Origin of the sequence: Streptomyces azureus (assembly GCF_001270025.1) — a bacterium.
Classification (GTDB): Bacteria; Actinomycetota; Actinomycetes; order Streptomycetales; family Streptomycetaceae; genus Streptomyces; species Streptomyces azureus.
Genome location: NZ_DF968533.1, coordinates 259,933 through 285,063, shown reverse-complemented (window position 1 = coordinate 285,063; position 25,131 = coordinate 259,933). Strand labels below are relative to the sequence as shown.

General features: G+C 69.8%; 20 protein-coding genes. 3 read left to right on the top strand and 17 right to left on the bottom strand.

Translation table 11 applies throughout. From position 1 onward, the window contains the following. Positions 1 to 4: 4 nt before the first annotated feature. The 17 genes from rplC to AOQ53_RS39160 all read right to left on the bottom strand — a co-directional run bounded on the left by rplC (position 5) and on the right by AOQ53_RS39160 (position 22,049). Entirely contained in the window at positions 5 to 649 is a 645-nt protein-coding gene (gene rplC / locus AOQ53_RS39240; RefSeq protein ID WP_059424828.1) for a 50S ribosomal protein L3, read from the bottom strand. A 17-nt stretch (positions 650 to 666) separates the two neighbouring features. After that, positions 667 to 975: a 30S ribosomal protein S10 gene (rpsJ, locus tag AOQ53_RS39235; RefSeq protein ID WP_003948644.1), complete on the bottom strand. Its 309-nt coding sequence runs from the start codon at positions 973 to 975 to the stop codon at positions 667 to 669. 549 nt (positions 976 to 1,524) lie between these two features. Further along, positions 1,525 to 2,349 carry an SDR family NAD(P)-dependent oxidoreductase gene (locus AOQ53_RS39230; protein WP_059424826.1) on the bottom strand — a complete coding sequence of 275 codons (825 nt, stop codon included), beginning with the start codon at positions 2,347 to 2,349 and terminating at the stop codon, positions 1,525 to 1,527. Continuing rightward, positions 2,346 to 4,085, bottom strand: a complete 1,740-nt coding sequence (tsrT, locus tag AOQ53_RS39225) for a tryptophan 2-C-methyltransferase (protein ID WP_059424824.1) — start codon at positions 4,083 to 4,085, stop codon at positions 2,346 to 2,348. The genes AOQ53_RS39230 and tsrT overlap by 4 nt, the downstream gene beginning before the upstream one ends. Before the next feature lie 31 nt (positions 4,086 to 4,116). Next, a complete protein-coding gene (locus AOQ53_RS39220) occupies positions 4,117 to 6,723 on the bottom strand; it encodes a lantibiotic dehydratase (protein ID WP_059424822.1) in 2,607 nt (868 codons plus the stop codon). After that, positions 6,714 to 7,898 carry a cytochrome P450 gene (locus AOQ53_RS44025; protein ID WP_167745814.1) on the bottom strand — a complete coding sequence of 395 codons (1,185 nt, stop codon included), beginning with the start codon at positions 7,896 to 7,898 and terminating at the stop codon, positions 6,714 to 6,716. The genes AOQ53_RS39220 and AOQ53_RS44025 overlap by 10 nt, the downstream gene beginning before the upstream one ends. Positions 7,899 to 7,914: 16 nt before the next feature. After that, complete coding sequence (locus AOQ53_RS39210; RefSeq protein ID WP_059424818.1) at positions 7,915 to 9,219, bottom strand: AMP-binding protein; 1,305 nt, start codon at positions 9,217 to 9,219, stop codon at positions 7,915 to 7,917. Beyond that, positions 9,195 to 10,544 carry a cytochrome P450 gene (locus AOQ53_RS39205; RefSeq protein ID WP_059424816.1) on the bottom strand — a complete coding sequence of 450 codons (1,350 nt, stop codon included), beginning with the start codon at positions 10,542 to 10,544 and terminating at the stop codon, positions 9,195 to 9,197. The genes AOQ53_RS39210 and AOQ53_RS39205 overlap by 25 nt, the downstream gene beginning before the upstream one ends. Next, positions 10,522 to 12,465, bottom strand: a complete 1,944-nt coding sequence (locus AOQ53_RS39200; RefSeq protein WP_059424814.1) for a TOMM precursor leader peptide-binding protein — start codon at positions 12,463 to 12,465, stop codon at positions 10,522 to 10,524. Before AOQ53_RS39200 ends, AOQ53_RS39205 begins: the two co-directional genes overlap by 23 nt. Further along, the gene (locus tag AOQ53_RS39195; protein ID WP_059424812.1) at positions 12,462 to 14,147 is read right to left on the bottom strand and encodes a hypothetical protein; all 1,686 of its coding nucleotides are present in this window, start codon (positions 14,145 to 14,147) and stop codon (positions 12,462 to 12,464) included. Before AOQ53_RS39195 ends, AOQ53_RS39200 begins: the two co-directional genes overlap by 4 nt. Further along, complete coding sequence (locus AOQ53_RS39190) at positions 14,144 to 15,796, bottom strand: SagB family peptide dehydrogenase (protein WP_059424811.1); 1,653 nt, start codon at positions 15,794 to 15,796, stop codon at positions 14,144 to 14,146. Before AOQ53_RS39190 ends, AOQ53_RS39195 begins: the two co-directional genes overlap by 4 nt. Next, positions 15,793 to 16,896, bottom strand: a complete 1,104-nt coding sequence (locus AOQ53_RS39185) for a lantibiotic dehydratase C-terminal domain-containing protein (RefSeq protein WP_059424809.1) — start codon at positions 16,894 to 16,896, stop codon at positions 15,793 to 15,795. Before AOQ53_RS39185 ends, AOQ53_RS39190 begins: the two co-directional genes overlap by 4 nt. Then, the gene (locus AOQ53_RS39180) at positions 16,883 to 17,905 is read right to left on the bottom strand and encodes a lantibiotic dehydratase C-terminal domain-containing protein (protein WP_059424808.1); all 1,023 of its coding nucleotides are present in this window, start codon (positions 17,903 to 17,905) and stop codon (positions 16,883 to 16,885) included. Before AOQ53_RS39180 ends, AOQ53_RS39185 begins: the two co-directional genes overlap by 14 nt. Then, on the bottom strand, positions 17,889 to 20,549 hold the full coding sequence (locus tag AOQ53_RS39175; protein WP_059424807.1) for a lantibiotic dehydratase: 2,661 nt from the start codon (positions 20,547 to 20,549) through the stop codon (positions 17,889 to 17,891). The genes AOQ53_RS39180 and AOQ53_RS39175 overlap by 17 nt, the downstream gene beginning before the upstream one ends. Continuing rightward, a complete protein-coding gene (locus AOQ53_RS42525) occupies positions 20,542 to 21,420 on the bottom strand; it encodes an alpha/beta fold hydrolase (protein ID WP_269085498.1) in 879 nt (292 codons plus the stop codon). Before AOQ53_RS42525 ends, AOQ53_RS39175 begins: the two co-directional genes overlap by 8 nt. Before the next feature lie 113 nt (positions 21,421 to 21,533). Further along, entirely contained in the window at positions 21,534 to 21,716 is a 183-nt protein-coding gene (locus AOQ53_RS39165) for a thiocillin/thiostrepton family thiazolyl peptide (RefSeq protein ID WP_059424805.1), read from the bottom strand. Between the two features lie 150 nt (positions 21,717 to 21,866). Then, complete coding sequence (locus AOQ53_RS39160; protein WP_059424804.1) at positions 21,867 to 22,049, bottom strand: thiocillin/thiostrepton family thiazolyl peptide; 183 nt, start codon at positions 22,047 to 22,049, stop codon at positions 21,867 to 21,869. Positions 22,050 to 22,391: 342 nt separating this feature from the next. Between AOQ53_RS39160 and AOQ53_RS39155 the strand changes: the two genes are divergently transcribed. From AOQ53_RS39155 to AOQ53_RS39145, 3 genes are read left to right on the top strand one after another with little or no spacing between them, the layout of a single operon-like run. Beyond that, entirely contained in the window at positions 22,392 to 22,961 is a 570-nt protein-coding gene (locus AOQ53_RS39155) for a DUF2867 domain-containing protein (protein WP_078945709.1), read from the top strand. A gap of 48 nt (positions 22,962 to 23,009) precedes the next feature. After that, positions 23,010 to 23,852, top strand: coding sequence for an SAM-dependent methyltransferase (locus tag AOQ53_RS39150; RefSeq protein WP_059424801.1), 843 nt, complete (start codon positions 23,010 to 23,012; stop codon positions 23,850 to 23,852). A 24-nt stretch (positions 23,853 to 23,876) separates the two neighbouring features. After that, complete coding sequence (locus tag AOQ53_RS39145; RefSeq protein ID WP_059424800.1) at positions 23,877 to 25,112, top strand: acyl-CoA dehydrogenase family protein; 1,236 nt, start codon at positions 23,877 to 23,879, stop codon at positions 25,110 to 25,112. Positions 25,113 to 25,131 lie beyond the last annotated feature (19 nt).

Below are 25,131 nucleotides of genomic sequence, written 5' to 3'. Positions count from 1 at the left end.
TACCTCAGGCCCCCTTGGCCGCGGTGCGGACCAGGACGAGGCCGCCGTTCGGACCGGGAACCGCGCCCTTGATGAGCAGCAGACCCTTCTCCGCGTCAACGGCGTGGACGGTCAGGTTCTGGGTGGTGACCCGCTCGTTGCCCATGCGACCCGCCATGCGGAGGCCCTTGAACACACGGCCCGGGGTGGCGCAGCCACCGATGGAACCGGGAGAGCGGTGCTTGCGCTGGGTGCCGTGTCCGGCGCCGAGGCCCTTGAAGTTGTGACGCTTCATGACACCGGCGAAGCCCTTGCCCTTGCTCTTGCCGGTCACGTCGACCTTCACGCCGGCCTCGAACACCTCAGCGGTGATCTCCTGGCCCAGCGTGTACTCGGAGGCGTCCGCGGTGCGGATCTCGACGAGGTGGCGACGGGGGGTGACGTCGGCCTTGGAGAAGTGGCCCTTGAGGGGCTTGTTCACCTTGCGCGGGTCGATCTCGCCGAAGGCGATCTGGACGGACTCGTAGCCGTCGACATCGTTCGTACGGACCTGGGTGACGACGTTGGGCCCGGCCTTGACGACGGTGACCGGGACGACGCGGTTGTTCGCGTCCCACACCTGCGTCATACCGAGCTTCTCGCCCAGGATGCCCTTGATCTGCTTAGCCATCTCTCAGATCACCGGCCTCAGAGCTTGATCTCGATGTCGACACCGGCCGGGAGGTCGAGTCGCATCAGAGAGTCAACGGTCTTGGGGGTCGGGTCGAGGATGTCGATCAGGCGCTTGTGGGTGCGCATCTCGAAGTGCTCGCGCGAGTCCTTGTACTTGTGCGGCGACTTGATGACGCAGTACACGTTCTTCTCAGTGGGCAGCGGCACCGGGCCCGCGACCGACGCACCAGTACGCGTCACCGTCTCGACGATCTTCTTCGCCGAGCTGTCGATGACCTCGTGGTCGTAGGCCTTGAGCCGGATGCGGATCTTCTGTCCCGCCATGGCTACTCAGTAGTCCTGTCTCTCGTAACGCTCTGGAACCCGATGTTCCAGCCCTTCTGTCCGACCCACGCGGTCGGGCGTGTCGCTCTCCCGCTGACACGGATGTCCCTTGTTCGAACATCCCTGCAGGGAATGCACACGGTCCTTCCGGAACCGCAGACCGGGACCAGAAGGCCACCGGGTGCCTGGCCAGTGCCGCACTGACACTTCCCGAAAGATTCCCGTACGTCCGCCCCAGCGCTGCCGTGTGGCAGTTAGGACGACGAGTACTGTGGGACTCGCTTCCGGTCCTCCCGGCGGGAGGCGCGCAGCATCAACACTCGACCGAGCAACTCCGACAGTCTGCCATATGGGGCAGCGGGGGCGCCAATCAAGGCGAGGACACCCCAGCCGCTCCAGGTCAGACAGGAGACGGGGCCCGGCCGAGCACGCCGGTTCCCCATCCGGCGTCGATCCTGGAGCACGCGGGCGCGGGCACCGCGCGGGGGGCTCAGTGAGAGCCGAGCGTACCCCTCAGCGCGAGCTCGTGATCACCATGCGCCTGATCCGTCAGGCGATCACGTCTTCCGGCCCGTGCGCGCGCAGGCGCAACGTGCGAGCGTCGGTGGCGCGCAGCCGAGCGGCCCGGTCGAGCAGCTCGTCGAGGTCGTCGGCGCCCGCATGGAGGAATCGTCCCGCCAGCGCGTCGAGGTCTCCTCGCGCCACTCGGACCATCGCCGCCACAAAGCGTGCCGGGTCTGTCCAGTCCTGGCGGTTCGCGCAGATGGCCATGCCGGACGTCATGTCGGTGCGCACCATGCCGGGGCTGATGTCGAACACGTGGACGCCCGACTCCCTGAGCGGGGCGTCCAGAATGCCGGACAGGGCCAGTACCGAGGCCTTGGAACTGCTGTAGGCCGAGTAGCGAGGGTCTCCTTTCACCGCAAAGACCGAGTTGACGTTGACGATCCGGCCCGACCGGCGCCTGATCATGTCCGGCGCGATCGCCCGGCAGGCGTTGACGGTGCCGCGGAAGTTCGTCTCGAAGACCTCCCACCAGTGCTCCGGGTCGGCTTCCCAGAAGGGAACCTCGCCCCGGTCCACGAGGCCGGCGTTGTTCACCAGCAGGTCGACGGGCCCCAGTGCTGCATGCACGGCCCGAGCGGCTCGCCGAACCTCTTCCGGGGATCGGACATCCGCCACCGAGACAGCGGTTGCCGCTCCGCGCTGAGCGCATTCGCGCGCGGTTTCGTCCAAGTGCTTCCTGTTTCGTCCGATCATCCCGATCGCCATGCCTTCTCCAGCGAGGGCGAGGGCGAGGAGCCGGCCGATGCCCCGGCCGGCTCCGGTGATCAGCACGACCTGCCCCGGCAGGGAGGATGTCCGGGCGCTCACCGGACCGGCTCCGCGGCGAGCTCCCCGATCAGGTCGGCGCCGCTCAGGATGGCTTCGCGGTCGCGCCAGTGCGCCCAGAAGGCACCTGTGTACCCCTGCCTGTTCAGGCTGGTGAGAAACGGGTTGTCGGCGTAGTTGTTGTCATTCTCGCTGCTTCCGGAGATCGTCGGCAGCATCACTCGGTAATGTTCGGACTTCGGAATGTAGTCCCACAGGAAGTCAACGGACGCACGCCAGATCCCATTGGGACTTCCCACGGTTTCCGGGGCTTCGGGAAGGTCCGGAGAAAAGTAACAGACCAGTCGAAAGTCTCCTGCGGAGTCGAACATGAACTGCCTCTCGTACTCAATGGGCCCGCTGCACTTCTCCAGGGGCTTCAGCACGATCGGCTGGGACGCGTTGTGGGACTGGAGTCCGGGGACCGTGCGGACCCCGTCGCACTGCTCGGCCAAGGAGATGGCCAGGTCCATGTAGGGGAAAAGGCGGAGTCCGAGGCTGAAACCGGTGACCGTGGCATCCAGCGCCATCATGCGGTCGACGCAATCGCGCATGGTCTCCAGGGTTTCCCCGGGCATTCCGAACAGCGCCTCCACCATCGTCAGCATCCCGTTGCGGTGGCACAGCTCCGTCAGGCGTTCGGTATCGCTGAAGTCGTAGTACCGCGTCCCCTTGCCGGTCACTTTCCACCCGTCGAGCATCTCGCGGCGTACGTGGTCCGCGCCGACGTTCACACCAGCGCATCCGGCAGCGGCCAAGAGCTCCGCGAATTCGGCGTCGAACGGAGCGGGCTGGCAGTAGACCCACAGCCTGAGATGGCGCAGCGGGCTGGACACATCGCTGTCCCTGCGCCTGATGATCTCCCGTAACAAGTTCTTGCTGGAGGCGATCGAAAGGTTGAACTCGCTGTCCGTGGTGTGCAGGTCGTAGACACCCTGAGCGGTCAGTGACTCGACCTCGTCCACCACCGCTTCCAGGTCTCGGCGCGCGAACCGGGTGCCCTTGGCGTCCGGCTCCACGCACTGCGTGCACCTGTACACACAACCGTTCTTGGTCAGGATGCTGCCCAGGCCTCCCGCCCTGTAGTAGCGCAGATTGTCGACCTTGTACGGCACGCCGGACCGCCGGGCATAGGACAGCTCGGTCTCCGCTTGCCAGGTCCGGCTCTCGAAGTGGCCGGGGGCGCCCAACGGCAAAGGCAGCGCGGTGGTGGCGGTGCGCCCGCTGAGCACGGGGGGCGGCACCCTCGTCACCTGCCCGGGGCCGTGGTTGATGAGCAGTCCGGGAATGCCGTCAGCGGGCCGGCCCTCGGAGAGGGCTTCGGCGAGATCGCAGATGATCTTCTCCCCCGGCCCCTTCACACCGAAATCGACATCGAAATAGTCAACCAGGGCGAAAGGCATGGTGGAGAACCCGACCCCGCCCGTGATGACGGGGGCTCCTGTGAGCCTGCGGATTTCGTCGATGACCGCCTTGTATCCATCGATGAAAGGGCGTTGCTCGAAGGCGTACACGGTGTCGGTGTTACGGCATGTGACGCCGACGAGCAGTGGCCGCCTGGCCTGGAAGTACTCCCGGAGCACTTGTTTCCAGTCGTCCAGGTGGAACGTCAGGTCGAGTACGTGTGTCTCGAACCCCGCGGCCTCGAGCGCTGTGGTCAGCACATCCAGGGCGTAGGGAGCGATAGGCGGGTAGATCTGGTTGGGATTGACCAGCGTGACGACGCCTCTGTCTTCCATGGTTCTCCTTCGCGGCTCGGCGGACTCGGGTTCACATCTGAGGGGAAACCGGGCGGGCCGTGGCCGTCGCTGTGCGCGGGGGCTGGGACGTTTCAAGGACGTACTCGGTGACTCGGCCACCGCGGCCTGCCGCGAGGGGGTCGGGCAGAGGCTCGGTGAAGGTCAAGGTGTCCCCCGGGGCGGCCACCGTGGCCGGCCAGCACAGGGGCTGCGACAGATCGACGTAGATCGGCTTGCGAATCGCAGCACCGGAAGAGGAACGTGCGGCCAGCACCGCGCGTTTGTCGGCCCTGCCGCGGACGACGTCCCATGGGTCCGGCAGCGTTGTGGTGCGCAGAAACGACCGGCGGGGGACGCCGCTGCGCGCACACCAGCGGTACCACGCCATGACGCCCTGCCGTGTCCCCGCCGGGGCCCTGCCGGGGAGGGCGGCAGCAGGTACTTTCCACGTGCGCCGGCACAGCACGAGGCGCCCAAGGGTCAGCCGTGGGTAGTGCCGGACGGTGGCGGATGTCTCCGGTGCCACCAGGGCGTCCACCTGGTCCCACAGGTCGAGCGTCGCACCGGACGCCGGACCGAGGCGACACAGCCATCTGTACAGTCCGGGCGCCACAGTGGACAGGGTCGAGTTGTGCGGGACGGGGAACAGGGGCCGTCCCGCGAAACGGTCGCTGAACAGCAGCAGCCGGCCGCCCCTGGCCTGCACGACGCACTCGGACAGGTCGATACGGGCCCGGGATTCGCACTCCAGCGCCCGCCCCGGATAGCTCAGCGCGGCGGGCAGCAGCAGTGGATGCTCATTGACCGTGGCCCCCAGCAGCGCGCGGATGTCGACCGCGATGCCGCCCTCCTGTGGCGTGTCCGCGGCCGCCGCCCAGTCGCGCAGCTCGGTCGTCCGCGCGTCGCCGAGGTCGGCGGCCACCCGGGCGGCGAAACGTCCGTGGCCACTGCCGACCCCGTTGACCACGACGCGGTCCCCCGCCAGTTGTACCGGCCATGCCGCGCAGGGCAGGTCCATGACCGCGTCCGGGAGTTCCGCCGCCACCTCGTCCAGCAGCGCGGGATCGCACCGCACTTCCGCGTCAGACCGGTCCGCCATCGTTCGAAGCCCGTCGAAGAGCCGCTTGCGAAGCTCGAGCGCTGCCGCCAGTTCCTGAGCGCCGCAGTCGACGAGCAGAGCGTCGGTCTCCTTGCGTCCTGACTCGAGAAACCACTGGTAGGCCGAGAGCAGGGGCACCGGATCCGAACCGAAGCGACGCCGGAACGCGATCGCCGTCGCGAGCTGGAACGGCAATTCGAAGCCGAGCAACGGCACGATGCGCTGAACCCGCCCCAGGTCGTCGAGCACCTCGGAGGAGGTGAGCAGGACGCCGTCGTCGGCCTGGACGCCTACGACGTCCTCACTGACCGCCGAACGGCCGGCTTCCCCGACGTCGATGTCCAGGGCTCGGGCGAGCGCGCCGATTCCCTCCTTCGCGCGGCGCGGTGCGCCGGTGTGCTGCACGCCCGCGATGGCGTCCTCCGCGTCACGCAACGCGCAGAGCGCGCGGTGCACCTCCTGAGCACGCGAGGCGCTGTCGTCTTCGCCGCCCGGAGCGGGGACCAGGGCGTCGGCGGCGGCGTGCAGTGTCCGGCGGCCGTGGGTGGGCAGGGCGGGGCCGACCTCCAGCAAGCCGCGCTCGATGAGGCTTTCGACGGCGGCGGGCAGCACTCCGCCCGTCGCGACGGTGTCCAGGCGGGCCGGGTCCCGCAACCGGTGCAGAGTGCGGGCCAGCGCCGCTGCGCACCGCGCGGTCAGGAAACGCTCGGTGCCGTTCTCCCTGGTCACCAGCCACGTCACGCGCAGGCCGTCCTCGTGTTCCCGGACCACGGCGCTCGGGTTCACGGTGAGCCACAGGTGTTCCGGTCGCAGGCTCCGGTAGCCGCCGCCCGTGACCCACTGCCGAATCCACTCGATCGCCGCCCGGTTCACTCTCACGTGACGGCGTGGCGGAATCTCCTCCACGTCCCGGAAGAGCAGGTGGGTCGTGGCGAAAGCCGCGAACGGCGTGGGCTTGGTCGCGGCGCGGTGCACCAGGCGCAGCAGCGTGAGCCCTCTGCGCCGTGCCTTTTTCTCCGCGGTCGCGTCCAGCACGCCGACCGGCCCGGCTTCCAAAAGGCCGGGCACGGACAGCTCGACGGACCATGCGATGTCCGGGTCGCTCAGCACCGCGTCGACTGTCTCGCCGGCGGTCCTGGCCAGCTGCCCCAGGGCCAGGTCGAGTTCCCGCTGGGCAGAGTCCCGGGATTCCAGGGTGCGCGCGTACTCCTCGACGGGGCCGGCGACGTCCTCGTCCACCAGCAGCCCTCCCGGCAGCTGCCGGGCGTTGAACGCGGCGCGGCGCGCTCGCAGCAGGTCGCGGCGCGGCTCCTTCGGCACCGTCGGCACCAGCGCACTGAGGTGGTCGGCGAGAGCGGCGCCGAGCCCGAGGGTGGCATCCTCGGCCTCGGCCAGAGCCGCGGCCGCCTGCCACACGCGGTCGCTGCCCAGTTCCGCCAGGACGGAACCCGGCAGCCGACACCGTCTGCGCACCGCGACCGGGCCCAGGGTGACGCGGCCACTGTGCCGGGATGCCTCGTCACCGCTCGCTACCGCCATGCGATCTCCAGCGGCAGGCTCTGTAGTCCCCGGTGGAGGAAGTGCGGGGCCCACACGGGCTCGGCCGCGAGCCGAAGGCCGGAACATCGCCGACCGATCGCCTCCAGCATCACCCTGCCCTCGGTGCGCGCAAGGTGTGCTCCGAGGCATACGTGACGTCCCTCGCCGAAGCTGACACCGGAGTGGTCGGCCTTCATGCCGCTGGTGAGCAGCTCGTGATTGGCGGCGCCGAGCATCACACGGAGTTTGTCCCCCGGGCGGATGCGCTGCCCGTCCAGCTCGCATTCCTCCCGTGCCACCCGGACGGTGAACGTGAGGGGTGATTCCGCCAGCAGGAGCCGGTCGACCTCGGCTGAGGTGTCGATGGCGCCGGCGGACAGGCCGTCCAGCAGCTCAGGATGCGTGGCCAGGCGCATCAGCAGGCCGCTGAGCATGTTGCGGGAGGTGTCGTGGCCGGCGATGTAGAGGCTGAACACATTGGCGACGATCTCGGTCTCGGACAGGGCTTCCGTCGTGTCCTTCGCCTCGACGGCGAGTGCCAGCAAGGAGTCGGGTATGAGGTGCTCCGGTGTGTCCATCCACCGCTTCACACGCCGGCCGAGCTCGTCGACACGCGTCAGCGCCGTACCGACGTCCTCTCCGGACGGCCGGCCCGACGCAACGCCGCCTCCCCTGCTGATCTCCCGGCAGATCTCACTGAGCTCACTCCGGTCGCCCGCGGGGATGCCGACCAGGTCTCCGATCACGGTGACCGGCAGTCGGGCACTGATCTCGGCGACGCCGTCGACGGCCGTACGCCGTTCCAGGCCGTCCAGAAGCGCTGTCACAGCGGCCTCGACCCGAAGGGTCTGCGCCCGGACGGCCCGGGGGGTCAGGAGCCGGCCGAGGAACCGGCGCAGTCGGGTGTGCCGGTCTCCCTCGGAGGCCAGCAGCATGCTCTGGAAGAAGCCGCCGTGACTGCCGCTCTCCGACCACTCCGACTGCGGCGGTGGGCCGGGCAGGTGGAAGCGCGGGTCGCGCAGTACGAGGCGCGCGAGTTCGTAGCCCGTGACCACCCAGGTCTGGTCCGGTCGGCTCCAGATCAGGGGCCCTTGGCGGTGCATGCGTTCGTACAGGGGAGCCGGGCATTTCAGCAACGCCTCGGTGACTGCCGCTCGGGCGGATCGTGTCGACATACCATCACGCTCTTTCTCAGCGAAGCACCTTGCCACGTGCGTCATAGGCGGCCGAGTCGGCGTGCCGGCAGACGACCCGGTGCGGTGTCACGGGTATGGGGAGGCGTCGGCAGGCGTCGCGGACCTGCGCCTCGGTGACATCACCCACCGCGATCACGGTCACACGGTCGGCGCTCCCGGAGCGTTCGACCGAGACCTGGGCGTCCACGACGCCGGCCAGCGCACGGACCGCTGCTGTGATCTGCCGTGGATAGACGCTCACACCGTCGACCTTGACGAGGTCGTCCTTGCGGCCGTCCAGGACGAAGCCTCCCCCTCCGGCCGGATGGGCCAGGTCACCGGTGCTCACGGCGCCGTCCTGCCGGGCCGCCAGCTGTCCCCCGGTCACGGCGAACCGGGTGTCGGGCCCCCTCGTCCAGAGAGTGCCGACCCCGTCCTGACCGACGTCCTCCAACCACACCGGTTTGCCGGGCAGCGGCGAGCCGACGTGGCCGTCGTCACGCACTTCGCGGTCAACGGTGAGGAGGCCTGTCTCGGTGGAGCCGAGCATGGTCAGGAAACGGCAGCCGGGGAATCCCGCGCTGATGCGTTCCGCTCTGTCAGGGGTGAGGCCACCACCTGCCGGTACGAACCAGGTGCCGTGGAAAGCGCGGCGTGCCGCTGCCGACCGGGATCCCAGCACGGCGACGGCCGGCGGCGCCAGGCACACCGCCGGCCGCCCGGCCAGTTCCGGGATCGCCGTCTGCCATGAGCTCGGCCGGAACAGGACCAGGTCGCGGCCGAGCATCATGGCCGGGGCGACCACCATGTAGAAGGCGGCGGCGAAATCGATCGCGGAACACGTGGCGAACACCTCGGCCGAGGCGTACTCCGGCATGCCGTCGGTGTACAGCTCCACCGCCGGTGCCACCGAGTGGGGCCGGCCGAAGAGGAGTTTCGGTCGGCCGGTGGTGCCCGAGGAGGCAGTCGCGTAGGTGGGGCCGTCGACACCGGTGGGTGGCGCGGCGTGCGGTCCGGCCATGAGCAGTTCCCCGGCGCCCGCGGCTCCGGTCCCGGCAGCGGACCAGACGGCGGGGTCGCCCAGTACCCAGCGCGGGGAGGGGGTCGTCAGACCGAGCGCGAGCAGCCCCACGATCGATCGTTCGCCGCCGTCCGCGGGGACGACCCAGCCGTGCGGCGCGTCGGGGAGGTCGGCCGCGAGACGCTCGGCCCTGTCCAGCAGCGAGGACCAGGAGAAGCGTCCTCGCTCGGTCACCACTCCGGCACGGGAGCCGCGCAGGAGGGGCTCGGCCTGCTTCAGCCACGCGCCGAGACCGCCCATGTCACCCACTCCCTGATCGTCGTCGGGCCCCGCAGTTCCTCGGGGACGGTGATTCCGTTCTCCTGGAGCACGACGAAGGCGATCTCGTGCTCCAGCGAGGTCAGCGGCCGGTCGATGTCCTGCTCTTCGATCGCCTCGGTGAGAACACGGGTGAGCAACCGGCCATCGGCCCGCGAGGGGGAGCACACCACCGGGAGCCGCCGCGGCATGTCGAATCTGATGTGCCGGACCCGTTCGGTCTTCTCGTCGGCCAGAGCGGCGTCCGGCGCGATGTGGTGGAGCGTCTGGAAGAGCTCCATCGCCTGCCGGCGGGCCAGCCGGGCGCCCAGGCAGCGGTACGCGCCCCACCCGAAGGAGAACAGGGCGCGGCCGGCCACCTCCTGGTCGTCCAGCCGGTTGGCTTCCGCGACTCTGACCGAGACGACCTGCCCGCGACGGAACTCGTGACCGTCGATGTCGAACGGCTCCCGGACCACGCGCTCCAGGGTCTTGAGCGGGGGCTCCGCACGGAGGGCGTCGTCGAGCAGACTCTCCCGGCGCTCCTGGTCGGCGAGTGCCCCGGGCGTGCCGAGGATCCGCACAGCCGTGTTCCCGAGCATGCCGGCGACCGTTTCCAGTGATGCCTGTACCAGCATCACCGCGTTGGCCTCGATGTCCTCGTCCGGCAGGTCTATCCTCCCGGCGGTCCACGCGCCGAGCACCGAGGCGGGAGGGGCGACCGCACGGGCGGCCGCGATGATCTCGCGGACGCGGGCCAGCGAGGTGTGGCCCGCGCGAACCGCCTCGGCGGAGTCGTCGAGCCGGGCGGCGTAAGCCACCAGAGCGACCTGCTGGCTCAGCTTGTGCAGCCGCCGGTAGTCCTCGTCCGTGAGGCCGATGAGCCGTGCCCCGGCGCGCACCGCGTACGGGAACGCCACGGAGGTCATGAACTCTCCGCCCCCGGCCGCCGCGAACGGACGCAGGATGTGTTCGGCGTCCGCCCGTATGAGCGGTGCCAGGGCTCCGACCGCGTCCGCGTCGAAGAAGCCGCCGAACGCCTTGCGGAGCACTGCGTGCCGGTCGTGCCCCGTCTGGAGCATGACGCGTTCGGCGAACGATGTGAGGTCGTCGACGAGTGGGTGCACCTCGTCGGGCAGTGTCGTGCGGAGATGGGCCATGACCGGCTGCGGTTCCAGGACGCCCATCCGCTGGTCGCTGAGCAGCCGAACCGCCAGGGCTCGGCTGCTGACCGTCCACCCCAGGCCGTTGGGCAGCGGACTCAGCCCGTCCGGATCGACCGAGGCGGTGGGAGAGGCTGCCGTGTCAGGGGAATGGGTGCGGCTCATGCCGTACCTCCTCGGAGGAGAACACGTGTTGGCTGACGCCGTTCCTGGCCCGGAACGCGTTGAGGGTCTCGGGCGGTGGCAGACGTCGATGCCGGTAGCCGAACGTCATCGGCACCGTGCCGGGCACGATCGCCTTGACGCAGCGCAAGCCCAGCCGGTGCAGTTCGCTGGTGGTGTGGTCGGCGACGAAGACCTCCTGCCCGTCGCGCCGGGCGGCGGCGAGCATCGCGGTGAGGTCGGCTGCGATGTCGCCGACCGGCTCATGGCAGGCCGGGGCGGGCGAAGGGTCCGGCTGCGGCCCGTCCAGGAGGAAGGAGAACCACGGCCGGGCCTGTGGCAGGGCCGCGACGAGGGCGTGGTCCTCCATGTGCCGCACGAGGTACGGGTCGTCCAGTGCTCGCTCCAGCTCGGGACGGCGGCGCTGGTACGCGACGGTGATCGCGGGCGCGGCGGCCGCCATCTCGTGAACGGCCCCGAGCAGCGCCTTCTCCACGGTGAGTCCCGAGCCTGCCGTGACCAGAGTCGCAGGCAGGGCCGGGTCCTCGGAGGTCGACACGAGCACGGCCACGGGGACGTCGAACGCGCCGACCGCCCGGAAAGCCCGAAGGTCGCGCCCGGTGCGGTGACGCACCGTCCGCACGGCCCTGGCGACCGTGCCCGTCATGTCACCCAGGTCGATCTCTGGAAGTGACGTCCCCGAATACCACGCGCACAGGAAAGCGTCGCGCTCGGCCACTTCCAGCATGGCCGCCAGAAGGGCCTCTTCCGGACCCGACCCCAGTGCGCAGCCGTTGGAGTTCTCGTAGACGAACCTCGGGCCGGTGTCCGGGCGTTTGGCGGCCCCGTAGTAGGCGACGTGGAACGGCATCAGCGCGCGCCGCCCTGTGAGCACGGAGTATGTTTCCGCCCACCCCGTCGGGGTGTTCGGACTGAACGGGGTGTACTCGAATCCGGGCTGCCGGTAGGCCTCGTCGGGGTGCAGGAGCAGGCTGCGCGGGTCGACCGCGTCGTCGAGCTCGGCGAAGGCGGAGAAGCGGACAGGGTCGCGGCCGCCGCAGTGCCACCCGGCGTAGCGTTCCAGGCCTTCGAGAACCGCGGCGGGCCGTGCTCCCGCGTAGTCCTCGGCACGTCCGATCGCGATCTCGTCGAACCCCCAGACGGTGGGCACGCCCACCTGAGTGGAAGGGAGGGCGGCCCCGTCGCCGACAGCGGCGGACCGGGTGATCCCTGACCAGGGGTCGAGGTACTCCCGCTCCAGACGTTCGGTGTACCGGGCGGCGGGGTAACGCCGCGCCGAGCCGGTGCCGGTCGCGGGCAGAGGCCGGGACAGGTCGGGAAGGGGCGGAGGGATCGGGCGGCGAGAAGCCAGGCAGTGCGGCGCGGTGCACAACGTGTGCGGCAGAGCCGGATGCCAGTCACCGCTCAACCGCGAGGGCCCGATCGCGAAGGCGGCCTCGACGGCGCGTGGCGGGGAACCGCCGGCGACTCTCTCCGCCTCGGCACGCAGGACGGCGGCCACGAGGTGCCCGGCTCCGGGCGACAACCAGCGGCCCGGCCTCACCGACAGGCGGCGCAGGGCTCCCACCTCGCTCACGGGAACGCCTTCCGGCCCGTCCGCCGCTCGTACGCGCAGCGCCAGGCAGTGCGGGCATCCCGGCTGACCGGGGCGCATCACCGGGCCGACGACGACTCGGCCCCGGAGCCCGTACACCGGCAGGATCACCCTGTCGGCCACGGGGAGGTGCGAGACATCGGCGTCCCAGTCCGGGTTCACCACGACGACCGGGCGCGCGTCCCCGGGCTCCCGCAGACCGGCCGCGGTGCGGACGTCCACGACGTCACCGACCAGACGCCGCAGCTGCGCCGCGAGGCCGGCGGAGAGGGAGGGCTCCTTGCGGCTCGGTGTCAGCGTTTCCCTCATGCGGCGGATCCCGGCCCGAGGACGATCCCCGCCAGGTCGGCGGCGACCAACGGCGGCAGGACGGCGTCGTGCCAGGCCAGGCCGAGGGCGGACGCGATCTCGCCGGCCCGGTCGACCGCCGGGATCGTCCCCGGCCACGCCGGTGCGACCTCCGAGTCGTCCACCGTTCCGAGTTGCTCCAGCGCCAGCGCGGCCAGCAGGGCGCGCTCCTCCGCCTGTTCGGGATCAAGACCCGTCCGTACGACTGTGCCGTTGAGCACAGTCCGCCACAGTCCGCTCGGATGGCGTTCCGTGCTCACGTCGACGTCCGCTCCGGCCAGGTCGGCCAGCTTGGCCGCGCGCTCGGAGCGCAGCGGCCCTGCCCGGCGTTCGGCACACGCGTCGTCCAGTGCCGTGTCCGCCCAGCGGAGCAGGGCTCGGGCCAGCGCTTCGCCGCTGTCCCGGCCCACGCCCACGACGGCGTCGCCCTCTGCGGGAAGTGTCGCCTCGACAGCGGTCAGGGCTGCCTCGGCCCGGGCGTCGGTCACCGATTCCGCCACGACGACGGGACCGTCGGCCGAGCCTGCCGGCTCGGTGCGTCCCGGAGGGTTGAGCCTGACGCGCAGTGCCGTGAGAGGGAATTGCGCGAGCTGTTCGGGAGCGCAGGAGAACAGCGGGCCGAAGCACCGGGCGCCGAAGACCGACTCGGGGAACCCGGCCCGCCCGCCAACCGGTGCGGTGGTCGAGAGGGCCGCCGGGCCGGCGTGTGCCGCGTGCGCGGGGCACTGGGGATCGGGGTCGACGGCCGTGCGCCAGATGCTGAGCCGGGTCAGATCCACTACGACGCCCTCGTGCAGCACAGCGGCGTCGCCCTGGGCGACGTACCGGAAGAGCTCGTGTGCGATCACGGTCGCCGCCATCGACGCCGGCACATGCCCGAGCCCGTCGGAGCGGGGCAGTTCAACGGCCTGGTGGGCGAGGCGCCGCCAGGCACACCGCACGCATGCGCTGCCCGACCCGGGCACCTGCCCCTTGAGGAGCATCGCCTGGCCGCGGACCAGTGCCGCCCACGCACCGCTGCCGAGGGCGTCGGCCCGGTCCAGGAACCGCCAGGCCTCGTCCTCCGCGCCCGGGGGGAACACACCGATCAGGGTGCGCCCTGCGATCTCGGCGTCCGGGCCGGAAAGGCGCACCGGCACACCTTCGCGGGCGAAATCCTCCGCGAGCTCCCGCAGTTCCGTGTCCGGGGCCGCGTCCAGCAGCATGATGTCGCCGAAGCCGGTCTCCATGAGTACCGTGACCAGCGGTGCCACCCGGCCGGCGGGGCCCGTCACGGCCAGCGGGTACCGCCGGACGCGGTCGAAGCCCGCCGCGGGGTCGGGAGCGAAGTGTCGCAGGTACTCGGCCAGTTGCGGGAAGAGCCGGGCCGGCGGCGAGTCGACGGCCTGCTCCCGCCGAAGGACCTTCCGCTGCTCCAGTGTCCGCAGGAGCCTGCCCACGTAGTCGGCCTGCTCCGGTTTGAGAGCGCCGAGGAGCTCGTCGGGGACGACACCGCGGTCCAGCAGAGGGGCCAGTTTCTCCACCCAGGTCGCGACCGTCCCACCGCTCAGGGTGAACGAGCCGTCCGTCGTACGGATCCACACCCCGTTCGGCACCGGTACGTAGTAGGCGTCGGCGCGCAGGCGCAGCAGTGTGCCGGTCATGTTCCACCCCCGTTGCCCGCCGGCGTGGCGAGCGGACTCAGACTGTTCTCCATATAGAGGCCCCGGCGATAGCCACCCACGGGAACCAGCAGCAGGGACGTCAGGCGTCGGGACCTCAGCCCGAACGCTTCGTCGAGCAGGCCGCTGACGAAGCCCAGCACCGGGTGGGCGGACATGCCGTCGCGGGCCGCGCACACGGCCAGTCGCTGGGCGAGAACACCCGCCAGCAGGTGCTGCGTTCGGTATCCCACCGGACCGCTGGCACCGCGGTGCGGCTCGGCGGAACCGACCATGACGGCGATCAGCGGGGCCTGCCCGACGTTCATGTAGTTCGCGAACATGCTCCGCTGGACCAGCGGTCCGAAATCACCGCCGGCGAGACGGGCCAGCCGGCGTCCGTCCCGGTGCGGCAGGTAGACGCCCGGGGGCACCCCCGGTACGGAACGGATGATCAGCAGACAGCGTGGGTCCGCCAGACCGTTGCCGCTCCCGGTCACGTCGCAGTCCACCGGGTCGAGCACCGCGGCCAGCCAGTGCGCCAGGGCCTCAGCGGGCATCGGCGAGCCCCGGAGCTGCTCACCGAGGGCGGAACGAGCCCAGGAGTCGGCCACCGACAACGGGCGGGCGGACACGGCGGGCAGCTCCGCGTCCACACGGTCGGCCAGATCCTCCAGCCCGTCGCACGGCAGGTCCACCGGCCGACCGGGGCGTGCGGCCGCAAGGCAGGCGGCGTGCATGCGGGAGGTGCCGGTGGCACGTCCGGGCGGCGCGGCCGCGCCGAGCCAGCGGAGCCGTCCGACCCGGGGCGCCTCGCGGTCGGCGGCGGGCTCTGCCACGGCAGCCTGCCCCAGGGCGATGTCGAGCACGGCGGGAGCGGCCTCTGCCTCGGGATCGAGCCCCAGTCGGTCCAGTACGCGCCGCTCGTCCACGCCGAACGTCACGCGACAGCCGAGATTCCAGGAGCGGGCGGCGAGTTCGAACTGGCCGACGACCGCCCCGGTGTCCATCGCGCCGAGCCGGTAGGAGAAGTCGCCGTACTTGAAGTAGTTCTTCCACAGCGGCTGGGTGAGGACGATGCGGACGCTCCCCTCGGGAGGCGTCAGCTCCGCTGCGGGCCGTCCGGGTGACAGCACGGCCAGTGCGTGGCGCACCGCGTCGTAGTGGTAGATCCCGGCGTCCAGACCGTCCGCGCCCGTGGTGGCCAGGTAGCACTCGGCGGGGTAGGTCACTCCTCCCGAAGGCATGGCGCGGCGGAGCTGGTAGTGGGGGTTGCGGTGGACCGGGGTGGGCTCCTCGGGGCTGCTCTTGGCGATGCCCTCGGGGTACCAGCGCACACCGGTCAGGCCGTAGCCGGCCTGGAGCAGCATTCCGATGCGCGTGCCGGGCCCGGCCGCGGCGAACGCCGCCGTGGCCGTGTCACCGGCCGCGGCGGCCCGCGACACCGTCGGCAGGTCCGTCCGGGGCACGTCGACGTACCAGCGGAACGGGCTGGGGATGTTCTTCCAGTCGATCTGCCAGTGCCTCGGGTGGACCTCCTCGTAGGCGCCGCGGAGCCTGCGGACGAAGCCGTCCACGCCCGCCGCGTCGAACGGTCCGTGCTCGGGCGAACCGCTCGGTGACAGTGGTACGTCGGTATCGGCCGCCGTCATCCCGCGACCTCGGCTTCGGGCCGCACCGACCTGATCATCTCGGCCGCGTCGAGGTCGAACTCCTCCTCGAAGGCACACGAGATCAGGTAGTAGAGCGTGTAGCGGTCAGCGAGCAGGAAGCCCAGCCGGTAGAGGTGCCAGTTGGTGTAGGCCTGAGCCAGCCGGGATGCCAGGAACCTGCGGTCCTCACGGATCATGCCCTGGTAGAACTTGTTGTCGGCGATCGCCCGGTGGATTCCGGCCACCGGCGGTTCCGGAAGGTCCGCGAGCCACTCCACCTTCGGCCTGCGATAGAGACCGTCGGGCGAGGGCATGAGCTTGGCCGTTTCGGACTTCCGGGGTGTGGCGTAGAGGTAGAAGCGGCCCTTGTCGAACCCCTCCTGGATGGCGGGGTAGTAGCTCCGCAGCCGTAATGTCCACTCGCGCGCCAACTCGGAGACGTCGGCCAGGTCGCCCTCGGGGTCTCGCATGGCCTCGACCAGTTCGCGCAGGCGGGGCCTGAGCAGGTGTTTGTTCTGCTCGTACCGCTGGGCGTGCTTGGCCCGGGTGCCCTCCGGGTCCCGGATCAGCAGCATGTACCCCTCGAACGTCGCGAGGTACGAGAGGTAGCCCGCCTTGAAGCCGAACTTGGCGATGGGGTCGGGCAGGCGGGGAGCGAGCAGCACACCGCTGCACACCAGGAAGTCGAAGGCCACGGCGAGGCGGAGGGCACGATGGCCGCGAGTGGAGCGAAGGGTCTGAAGGGCCAGCGGCGTCGTCTCGGTCCAGAACGCCTCGGCCAGCCCCAGCCCGGCGGTACCGCCCAGCCAGTCGTGCTCGTGGTTGTAGGGCTGGTACTCGAACACGTCACCGTCGTCGAGGGACCCGATGTGCTCCATGATGCGGGACTTCAGGCGGCGTTCGACTGAGGGACTCCCGGTCCTGAAACGCAGCCGCAGGAACGGTCGGCCTCCGTGGTTCTCCCGTAGGTAGAACCACGACTTCGTCTCACCGAGTTCCACGGAGGACTCGAGTGTGGGCGCGGCCACGTCAAGGAGAAGGTCCTCCTGCACAGACCACGGGACGCTGACGGTGAGATCCTTTTGTTCACTGGTGGACATGACGCTCATCCCTGTCGTGTGCCGTCGGCGCGGGGCGGGGTTGGCTCGGTGCCTGCTCGGTCGCCGCCCGGTAGGCCAGGTAGGCGACGAAGCATTCGCCCTGCGGGCGGACGTTCATCCGGTTGTTTGTTGTGTGCAGGTACTGGCTGACGAGGGCCGCGAGCGCCACCACGGAGGGCGCGGAGCGATCGACCTCCGCCGGCCACACCCGTCCTGCCTCAATGAGCGGACGCAGCCGCTCAAGGGCGTCTGCGATCGTTCGCTCCCACCGCTCGCCCAGTCCCTTGCCTATGGGTTCTCCGGCGTCGAGGCCGTCGATCAGAGCTGCGTAGGACTCCCGCTGCAACGCGTACTGCTGGTCCCAGGCGGCCAGCAGGCGCTCGTCGGAGACGTACGCGGCCCATCGCTCGTGGTAGGTGCGCAGGAAGAGGACGCGGTCGTCCCGGCCGAGACCCAGAGCCCGCGAGGCCAGGAGCAGCAGTTGCAGCGACACTCCCAGACGCGCCCGGTCGTTGCCGACCAGCCGGAGTACCTGCCCGGTCAGCAGCGAGCTCGCGTGGAAGACGTCCTCCGCGATGGCGATGCCTTCCGCCCCTCCGTACTTGTCCAGCTCGGGCCGGTATGCGAACCATCGCACCGAGTTCGGCGGTTCCGGGGTCTGCAACCGGCTGTCGGAGACGTCGCCGTGCTCCAGCTCACTGAGGCGGCGCAGCGCCTGCCGCAGCCTCACCGGGTCGGTGTCACCAGGGCCGGGGTGCCGCTCCAGGTAGTCGACGATCCTGCGTTCCGCCTCGGCCCGGACGATGTCCCGCTGGTCCGACGGCACCTGTAGCCGGAGCCGGACGTGCGGGCCACGTTCCCAGTGGCGCAGATAGAAGTGGCGCAGCAGGCGTCCCTCACGGCGCAGGTCGTCGGCCATGGGGAGGAGGAGGTCCGTCAGCAACGGGTCGGTGTCCCCGTGGTGGAAGACGTGACAGGACAGCCAGGAGTTCTCAGCGGTCGCGCTCACTGTGCCCCTCCGTTGTCTCGATGACGAACTCCTCGGTGAGCCCGTCGCCCCACCCCTCCGCGCCCTCCTCGCACACGGCCGGCAGGCACTCCTGGAAGGTCATGTCTCCCTGGCACCGGCGCAGTGCCCTCTGCCAGGCGCGCACGCTCGTGATGCTGGTGAAGTCCAGGAAGGTGGGCTTGCGTTCGGCCGAGGTCGGGAACCGCGCGAGCGTCCTGGCCCAACTGTGCTGCGCCTCTTCCGACACCGGCACGAGCGGGTCGGGGACCGTGAAGCAGCGGTAGAAGACACGCTCGGGCAGGCCCAGGGACTCCCGCCATCGCCGCACCTCGTCGAAGAGGGAGACACCGTTCAGGCCGGCGGTGTCCGGGAGCCCGTCCGCGGGAACCTTCCAGGTCCGGCGGGCCAGGACCAGGCTCCCGGAACGGACGCGCGGATACCGGCGGACCTTGTCCCGGATGCCACGGCGCTGGTCGACCCGGTCCCACCAGGCGAAGTTGGCCTGGCTGCCGGAGCTGAAGAAGTTGAGGAACTGGTAGAAGCGGGGGGCAAGGTCGTTGAGCAGGAAGTTCAGCATCACCAGCCGCAGAGGGGGACCGTCCTTGCCGTGGCTGAGCAGCAGTCGGCCGGAGTCCTCGTCGAACCGGGCCCAGCACTCCTCGATGGAAACGCCGGTGTCCCCGCCCCACTCCTGGGGGGTGGAACAGGGGTAACGGAGGTGACGGCCCAGCAGCGGAGGGTGCACATTCGCGTTGATGCCGAAGACGGCTGAAACGTCGGTGAGGGGCGCGGATTCGAGGTCGGCCCGGGCGATCTCCGCCCTGACCAGGTCGTCGAATCCCTGGTCCCCGGCTGCCGAGTAGGCGGGCAGGAACCGTGACACGGCACGTCCGAAGCCGATGGCGCCTGCGTTGACGACGAGCAGTCCGGCTTCGGGGGACCCGTGATGCTGGACGTGCCAGCTGGCTCTTGACCACCGGGGTACCCAGGACGGAAGGTTCTCGGCGATCTCGGCGGCCCGCCGCGGATCGATGACCGTTTCCACGCCGTCGTCAGGGCCTGCCAGCTCGAACACCGAGTCCTGTAGGTTGCGCAGTCGCGTCGGCATCGGGGCGGAGAGGTCGGTCAGCCGCTGCGAGAGCAGTGGCTGGAGCCTGGGCGAGGACAGCGCCGCGAAAAGGGAGAGGAGCCGATGCGGGCCCGGTCCGAACCGGGCCCTGACCACGTCGGCGACGATCGCTCGGACGTGGGCACCGTCATCGAAGACCGGCATCAGACGGTGCCAGTCGGACAAGGCGGGAAGGTGCCGTTGCCAGCGGCCGGAGTCCTCGACGCGTGGGCCGACCACCACGCTGTCCTCGTAGACGAGCGTTCTCGCGGCCTCGATCGGTGGTGTGTCCACGCCGCACCGCTCGGCGAAATCGGTGACGCACCGCTTTATCCGGGCGATCAGGTCCTGCCGCCGGTCGATGTCGGCGCTCGCGAACGCGGACTCGGCGGCGGCCATGCCGACCACGCACTCACGCAAGCCGGCTTCGAAATCCTCGGGAAGCAACTCGACCAGTCGCGCGATCGGGTGCGGGTTCTGTTCTCCCACGCCGAGGTCGCGGGCGAGGACGCCCTGCTCGATCAACGAGTCGATGTCCCCTTGCGTGGTTTCCGGCTCCGTGCCGGGAAGCGATGCGCATCTGGTTCGCAGCTCCCGCTCGGGCACCGGGGCATCCGCCGACAGCGCGAGGAGTTCCCTCACCACCGGACTGGGCGGGATGCGGACGAACCGCTCCTTGCTCGCGGGGTCGTGGGTTCCGTCACGGCCGCGGACGAGGAAGACGACGCCTTCGGGCGACGTGGCCACGACCGGTGCCCGGCGCAGTGTCGCCGCGGCGCGAAGCCCGGGATGTCCGGCGAGGCAGCGCTCCACCCAGCTCACGAGCTGACGAGGAAGCCGGCACACCGAGGCCCGCGTCCCCGCGGCGGGCGCCGAGCAGCCTGCCGGGGTCGGCTCCTCGTCGCGGACGAGAATCGGTTGCGTGCGGACCAGCTGCCCGAAGGGGGACGGCTTGAGGGCGCTGCGGGTCAGCAAGTTGATCAATGTGGACTCGGTCATGCGGTCCCGCTTGCTGTGCGCGGTGCCCTCGGCGACCGCAGCGACGTAGCGGTCCATGTTGTGCAGCAGACCGTCCGCGCTCAACTGAGCCCCCGCGCGCAGGGGCTCGTCGAGTGCCGCCGAGGCGAGCAGCCGCTGCTCCGCGCCCAGGGCCGCCTCGTACTCGATCTCCAAGCGGGAACTCAGGTCCTCGCGCCGAGCGGCCAGTTCCCTCAGTTCCCTGGCGCCGGCCGTCTCGCCACCACCGGGGTGACGAAGAACGTCGAGGTCGGCTGGCGTGACGTCCGACGCGCGGTGCAGGCGTCGCCTGAGCGCGAGTGCCGCGCGGCGCTGGTCGCGGTCGTCCAGGAGCGGGACCAGCGAAGTGATCTCCTCCGCCACCCGCGGCGCCCGGTCCCGCCAGTCACGCCGCAGCTCCCTCAGTTCGTCGCAGAGTCGGGCGACCTTCCGCGAGGAGAGCCTGGTCACCGCGTCGACCGGCTGTGAGCAGATCCGCACGACGCCGTAACCGGCGATCTCGATCCCCTGCCTAGACATGGGTCGTTTCCTCGGCTTCCTCGCCTTCTCCGGCGGAGATTTCGGTCTGCGCTGCCCGGTCGGCGGCCCGCCGCCGCTCGTGGAAGGCGGTGTGTCCGGCGTCGATGCGGTCGGCGAACTCCTCGACGGTGGCGGCGAAGACTCGCGGCGCGTCCACCGGTACGACGTGTCCCGCGCCGGCCACGACGGCGACGTCCGCACCGGAGGCCGCCGCTGGACCGATCGCGTTGCGCTCGTTCTGCAACAGCGCCCCGTTGACGAGTTGGACAGGGGCCTCGAACCGCTTGAGTTCATCCGCCCCGGGCAGGCGAAGGCACCCGTCGGCAATCTCGTCGAAGGTCGCGGTGAGCAACTTCTCCCACTTCTTTCCGTGCAGCTGCACAAAATGGTCCCGAGCGCGTTGCTGACGGGCCGCCATCCTGGTGAAGCCCGTCAGCCAGCGGTTCAGTACGTCGGGGGCCACCAGAAACGAATAGCCCGACATGACGACTCCGGCCACCCTGGTCGGAGCGTTCTCCGCCGCACGGAACGCCACGGCCGCCCCGAGGTAGGAAAGTCCCACTACTACCGGGGGCTCCGGCTGTTCATTGATCGCTTCTCGGAGACGGTCTATCGCCGCGGCGGCGGGGTGTGACGGGACTCCGCCCTCGATTCCGTGGCCAGGAAGTCGCATTTCGGTGACGGAATGTGTCCACCAACGCCGACACCCGCCGAAATGGGCATCTTCTGTTCCCATCAGACCGTGCACCAGGATTACAGGTCGCACGTGATAGCAGCTTTCTTTCGCCGGAAGCAGCACGGTAAAAAATCCAGTCGAGCCACCTGGCACCGGAACGGCTGCTCCCCGGCGCACACCAGGCCGACGTCTCATCCGAATGCCGGCCGCCATATCGGCCGAAGCCGTCCGGGCTCGCCCTCGGGCCTGCCCGATCATCACGGACAGGTCCGAGGCAGCGGGGCTGGAGGCCCGCGTCTGATACTGGATCAGGAACTGCAGCTACAGGAGCAGATGCAGGTGGTGCACGAGACGGAGCTGACCAGCGTCACGGTCAGGTCCTCGCTGTCGAGCAGCGCCTCGTCCATGTAGTCGCTGATCTCCAGAGCGTCGACGTCCAGGCCCGTCAGGCCCTCGACGCCGATATCCTGACCGATGGAGGCATTACTCATACCGACCACCCCTCATGAAACGCGGCCGTGTCCAGCGCGGCCGCACACAGACCGGCCGACCAGTCGGCCGCGGTTACCCCTCGGGCCTGCTCGATTGGCGCGGGCAGGCCCGAGGGCGGCGGGCTCTCAGACGCCGCGCCGGCGACTAACTCAGGAGCTGCAGCTGCACGTGCAGATGCAGGTGGTGCACGAGGCGGAGGCGATCATCGTCACCGTGAGGTCCTCGCCGTCGAGCAGCGTCTCGTCCACGTAGTCGCTGATCTCCAGAGCGTCGACGTCCAGGCCCGTCAGGCCCTCGACGCCGATCTCCTGACCGATGGAGGCATTACTCATTACCGACCACCTTTCATGAATTGCGGTCGCGTCCATCGCAGCCGCATACAGACAGGCCGGCCCTAGGAATTGTCAGCCGGCCCCCGGGACTTCTGTCACCCGGCTGCCGCCGACCATAAGCATGACGTCATCGGGCCGACAAGGGCTCGATTCCAGACACATCGCATCAAGTTCTCGCCACTCCACCATGTGACGCACGCCACATCGCGCATTTGCGTTAATTCGCATCACCCACTGGATCACGGGTAGGTTCGCGACACAGAGGCATCGGTTCAATGTGCCGCGGAATACGCTGGCGCATTGCATTCGCACGGCCGATGAAGCCACACATGGGGGATCTGGATGCAGATAGCCAGCTGTTTAATTCCGGACGATTCTGCCCTCGCCCGTTTCCGCGACAGCGGTGAGTACAAACACGCCGAGGCAGCGGCAGCTCCTATACCGGGTGAACAGAAGGTCGACGCCAGAGAGCTCGCCCGCCTGACCATGGACCGCCCCAGCCTGACCCCTGAACGGGCGTTCTGGCTGGTCGACGTATGGACATGGTTCCAGGGCCTGCTCTTTCGGCCTTTCGGAGTCAAGCCCAACACCATGCGCAGCACGCGGGAACAGCCCCTGCCCGAGGTCGGGGGGCGTCTGGGCCCCTACGAGGTGTTCGAGTCGAGCGAGCGCGAAGTCCTCCTGGGCGACGCCGACACCTTCCTCGAGCACCGGATGTCCTTCATCGTCGCCGAGGGAAAGGCCTTCATCGGCGTCGTGCTGCGGACCAAGAACGCGGGGGGTGACGCCTACTGGAACCAGGTGCGTCACAACCAGACGCAGATCCTCCACGAGTCGCTCCGCCGCGGCCTGACCCGCGCCACGGGAAGCGGGGACGGGACCGAGGGCCATGAGACGACCACAGGCCGGTGACGGCCCTCGCCAGACATCCCACCGCCCGGCTCACCCGAGAAGAGCACGATGTCGAGTCTGACCGAGACCGCCCACTGGATCGCCTGCGCCAGAGCAGCCGAATCATTCCGGCCCGATCGCCTGTTCGATGATCCGCTCGCGGTGGAATTCATCCGTCGCACGGCACCGGATCTGTACACCGAACTGCGGTCCGCGCCGAGTTCACGCTTCGACACCCTCGCGGTGCGGACCAAGTTCTTCGACGACTGCCTGATGCGTGCCGTGTCCGAGAGCGGGCATCGGCAGGTCGTCGTACTGGCGGCCGGCATGGACGGCCGAGCGTTCCGGCTGCCGTGGCCGGAGGGCGTCACCCTCTATGAGGTGGATCTGCCCGAGGCGGTCGAGGAGAAGGCCGGGTTCCTGGCCTCCTGTGGCCTGGCCACCGATCGGTGCAGCCGCGTCGCGGTCCCTGCCGACCTCACGGCCGACTGGCCGTCCGCGCTCTTGGACGCGGGATTCCGCAGTGAGCTTCCCACTGTGTGGTTGGCCGAAGGAGTCCTCTACTACCTGACCGAGGACCAGGTGGACGCGGTGGTCGGGCAGGTGACGGAGCTGTCCTCACCCGGCAGCGTCCTGTGCCTGGAGCAGGTGAACACCGATCTGTACCGCGCACCGTGGATGCGGGAGTGGCTCCAGCAGATGCGCGACGAGGGCCGCCCGTGGCGCTCCGGTGTGGCCGACCCGGAAACCTGGCTTGCCCACCGGGGATGGCACGCCGTCGTACGTGAGCCATGTGATCTGGCCGAGGCCACGGGCCGGCTGGTTCCCCGGACGCCCCCGCGCGGCGTCTCCGGAGCCGCCCGCACATGGCTGGTCCGCGCCGACCTCGTGAACGCGACCGCGGCTGCGTGATCACCTCCTAGAGCTGGAGTCTTTATGCGACCTCTCATCACACAGCCCGCGCGCGGGCGCCTCGTCGCGATGGCGGAGGACCTGGCGGCGGCCTTCCGGGAGCGGGCCGCGGAGTACGACAGGAACGCCGAGTTCCCCCACCTGAACATCAACGAGCTCCGGGAGGCCGGCTACCTGAGACTGACCGTCCCCCGGGAACTCGGCGGGCTGGGCGGCGACCTCGGCGACATGGCCGCGACCCAGGAGCGACTGGCCACAGGATGCGCTTCCACGGCACTCACCGTGAACATGCACCTGTCGATGGCCGGTCAGATGGCGAGGGTGTGGCGGACCACGGGTGACGAGCGCGCCCGGCGGATGCTCGCCGACATCGCCGACGGACGGGTGATCCTCATGGGCGCCACCGCGGAGCCAGGGCACGCGCTCGTCCGGAGCACCGGGGCCAAAGCCCGCAAGGTCGAGGGCGGTTACCTGGTCACCGGGGAGAAGACGTTCGGCACCGGCTCGGCCGTCATGACCCACATGACGTCGATGGCGGTGTACCGGGAACACCCGGACGGCCCGCAGGTCCTGGTGTTCCGCATTCCCGCCGACAGCCCCGGCGTCCGCGTCGTGGAGGGCACCTGGCACACCTCCGCCCTCAGGGCCACCCGCAGCGAGAACATCGAACTGCGCGACGTCATGGTGCCCGAGGAGAACGTACTGACGAGCTTCCCCGTCGGCTCACTGGACGGTTCGCTCCTCCAGACCGTGTGGGGCTGGGCCATGCCCACGTTCGCGGCCGTCTATCTCGGGGTCGCCGTGGGCGCCTTCGAACAGTGTGTGCAGGACGTCCTGAGCCGCGGCTGGGAGGAGCGGGCCTACGTGCGGTCCTCGATCAGCGAGTGCGAGGTCCTCATCGAGACGTCCCGTGCGGTCATCGAACGGACCACACGGGAGGTCATGGGCAACGCCCTGTGGGATTCCATGAGCATCCAACAAGGCATGTCCCGAGTCCTGTTGGCCAAGACCGTCGGAACCAACAACGCCGTGGAGATCGTCGACCGCGTGATCAGGATCATCGGCACGCCGGCCTTGCGTCCGGGCTCGCTGTACGAGCGTGCGCACCGGGACGTGCGTGCCGGGACCATGCATCCCTACAGCAACTCCGACGCGTGCGACCTCATCGCCGCTACGGCTCTGGGAGCCGAGGTCGCCCCGGCGCATCCCCCTCGTCTGCGGAAACTCGCCGAGCCGGCCGCCGACGACCGGAACCCCTGATACCGATCATGTGAAAGGC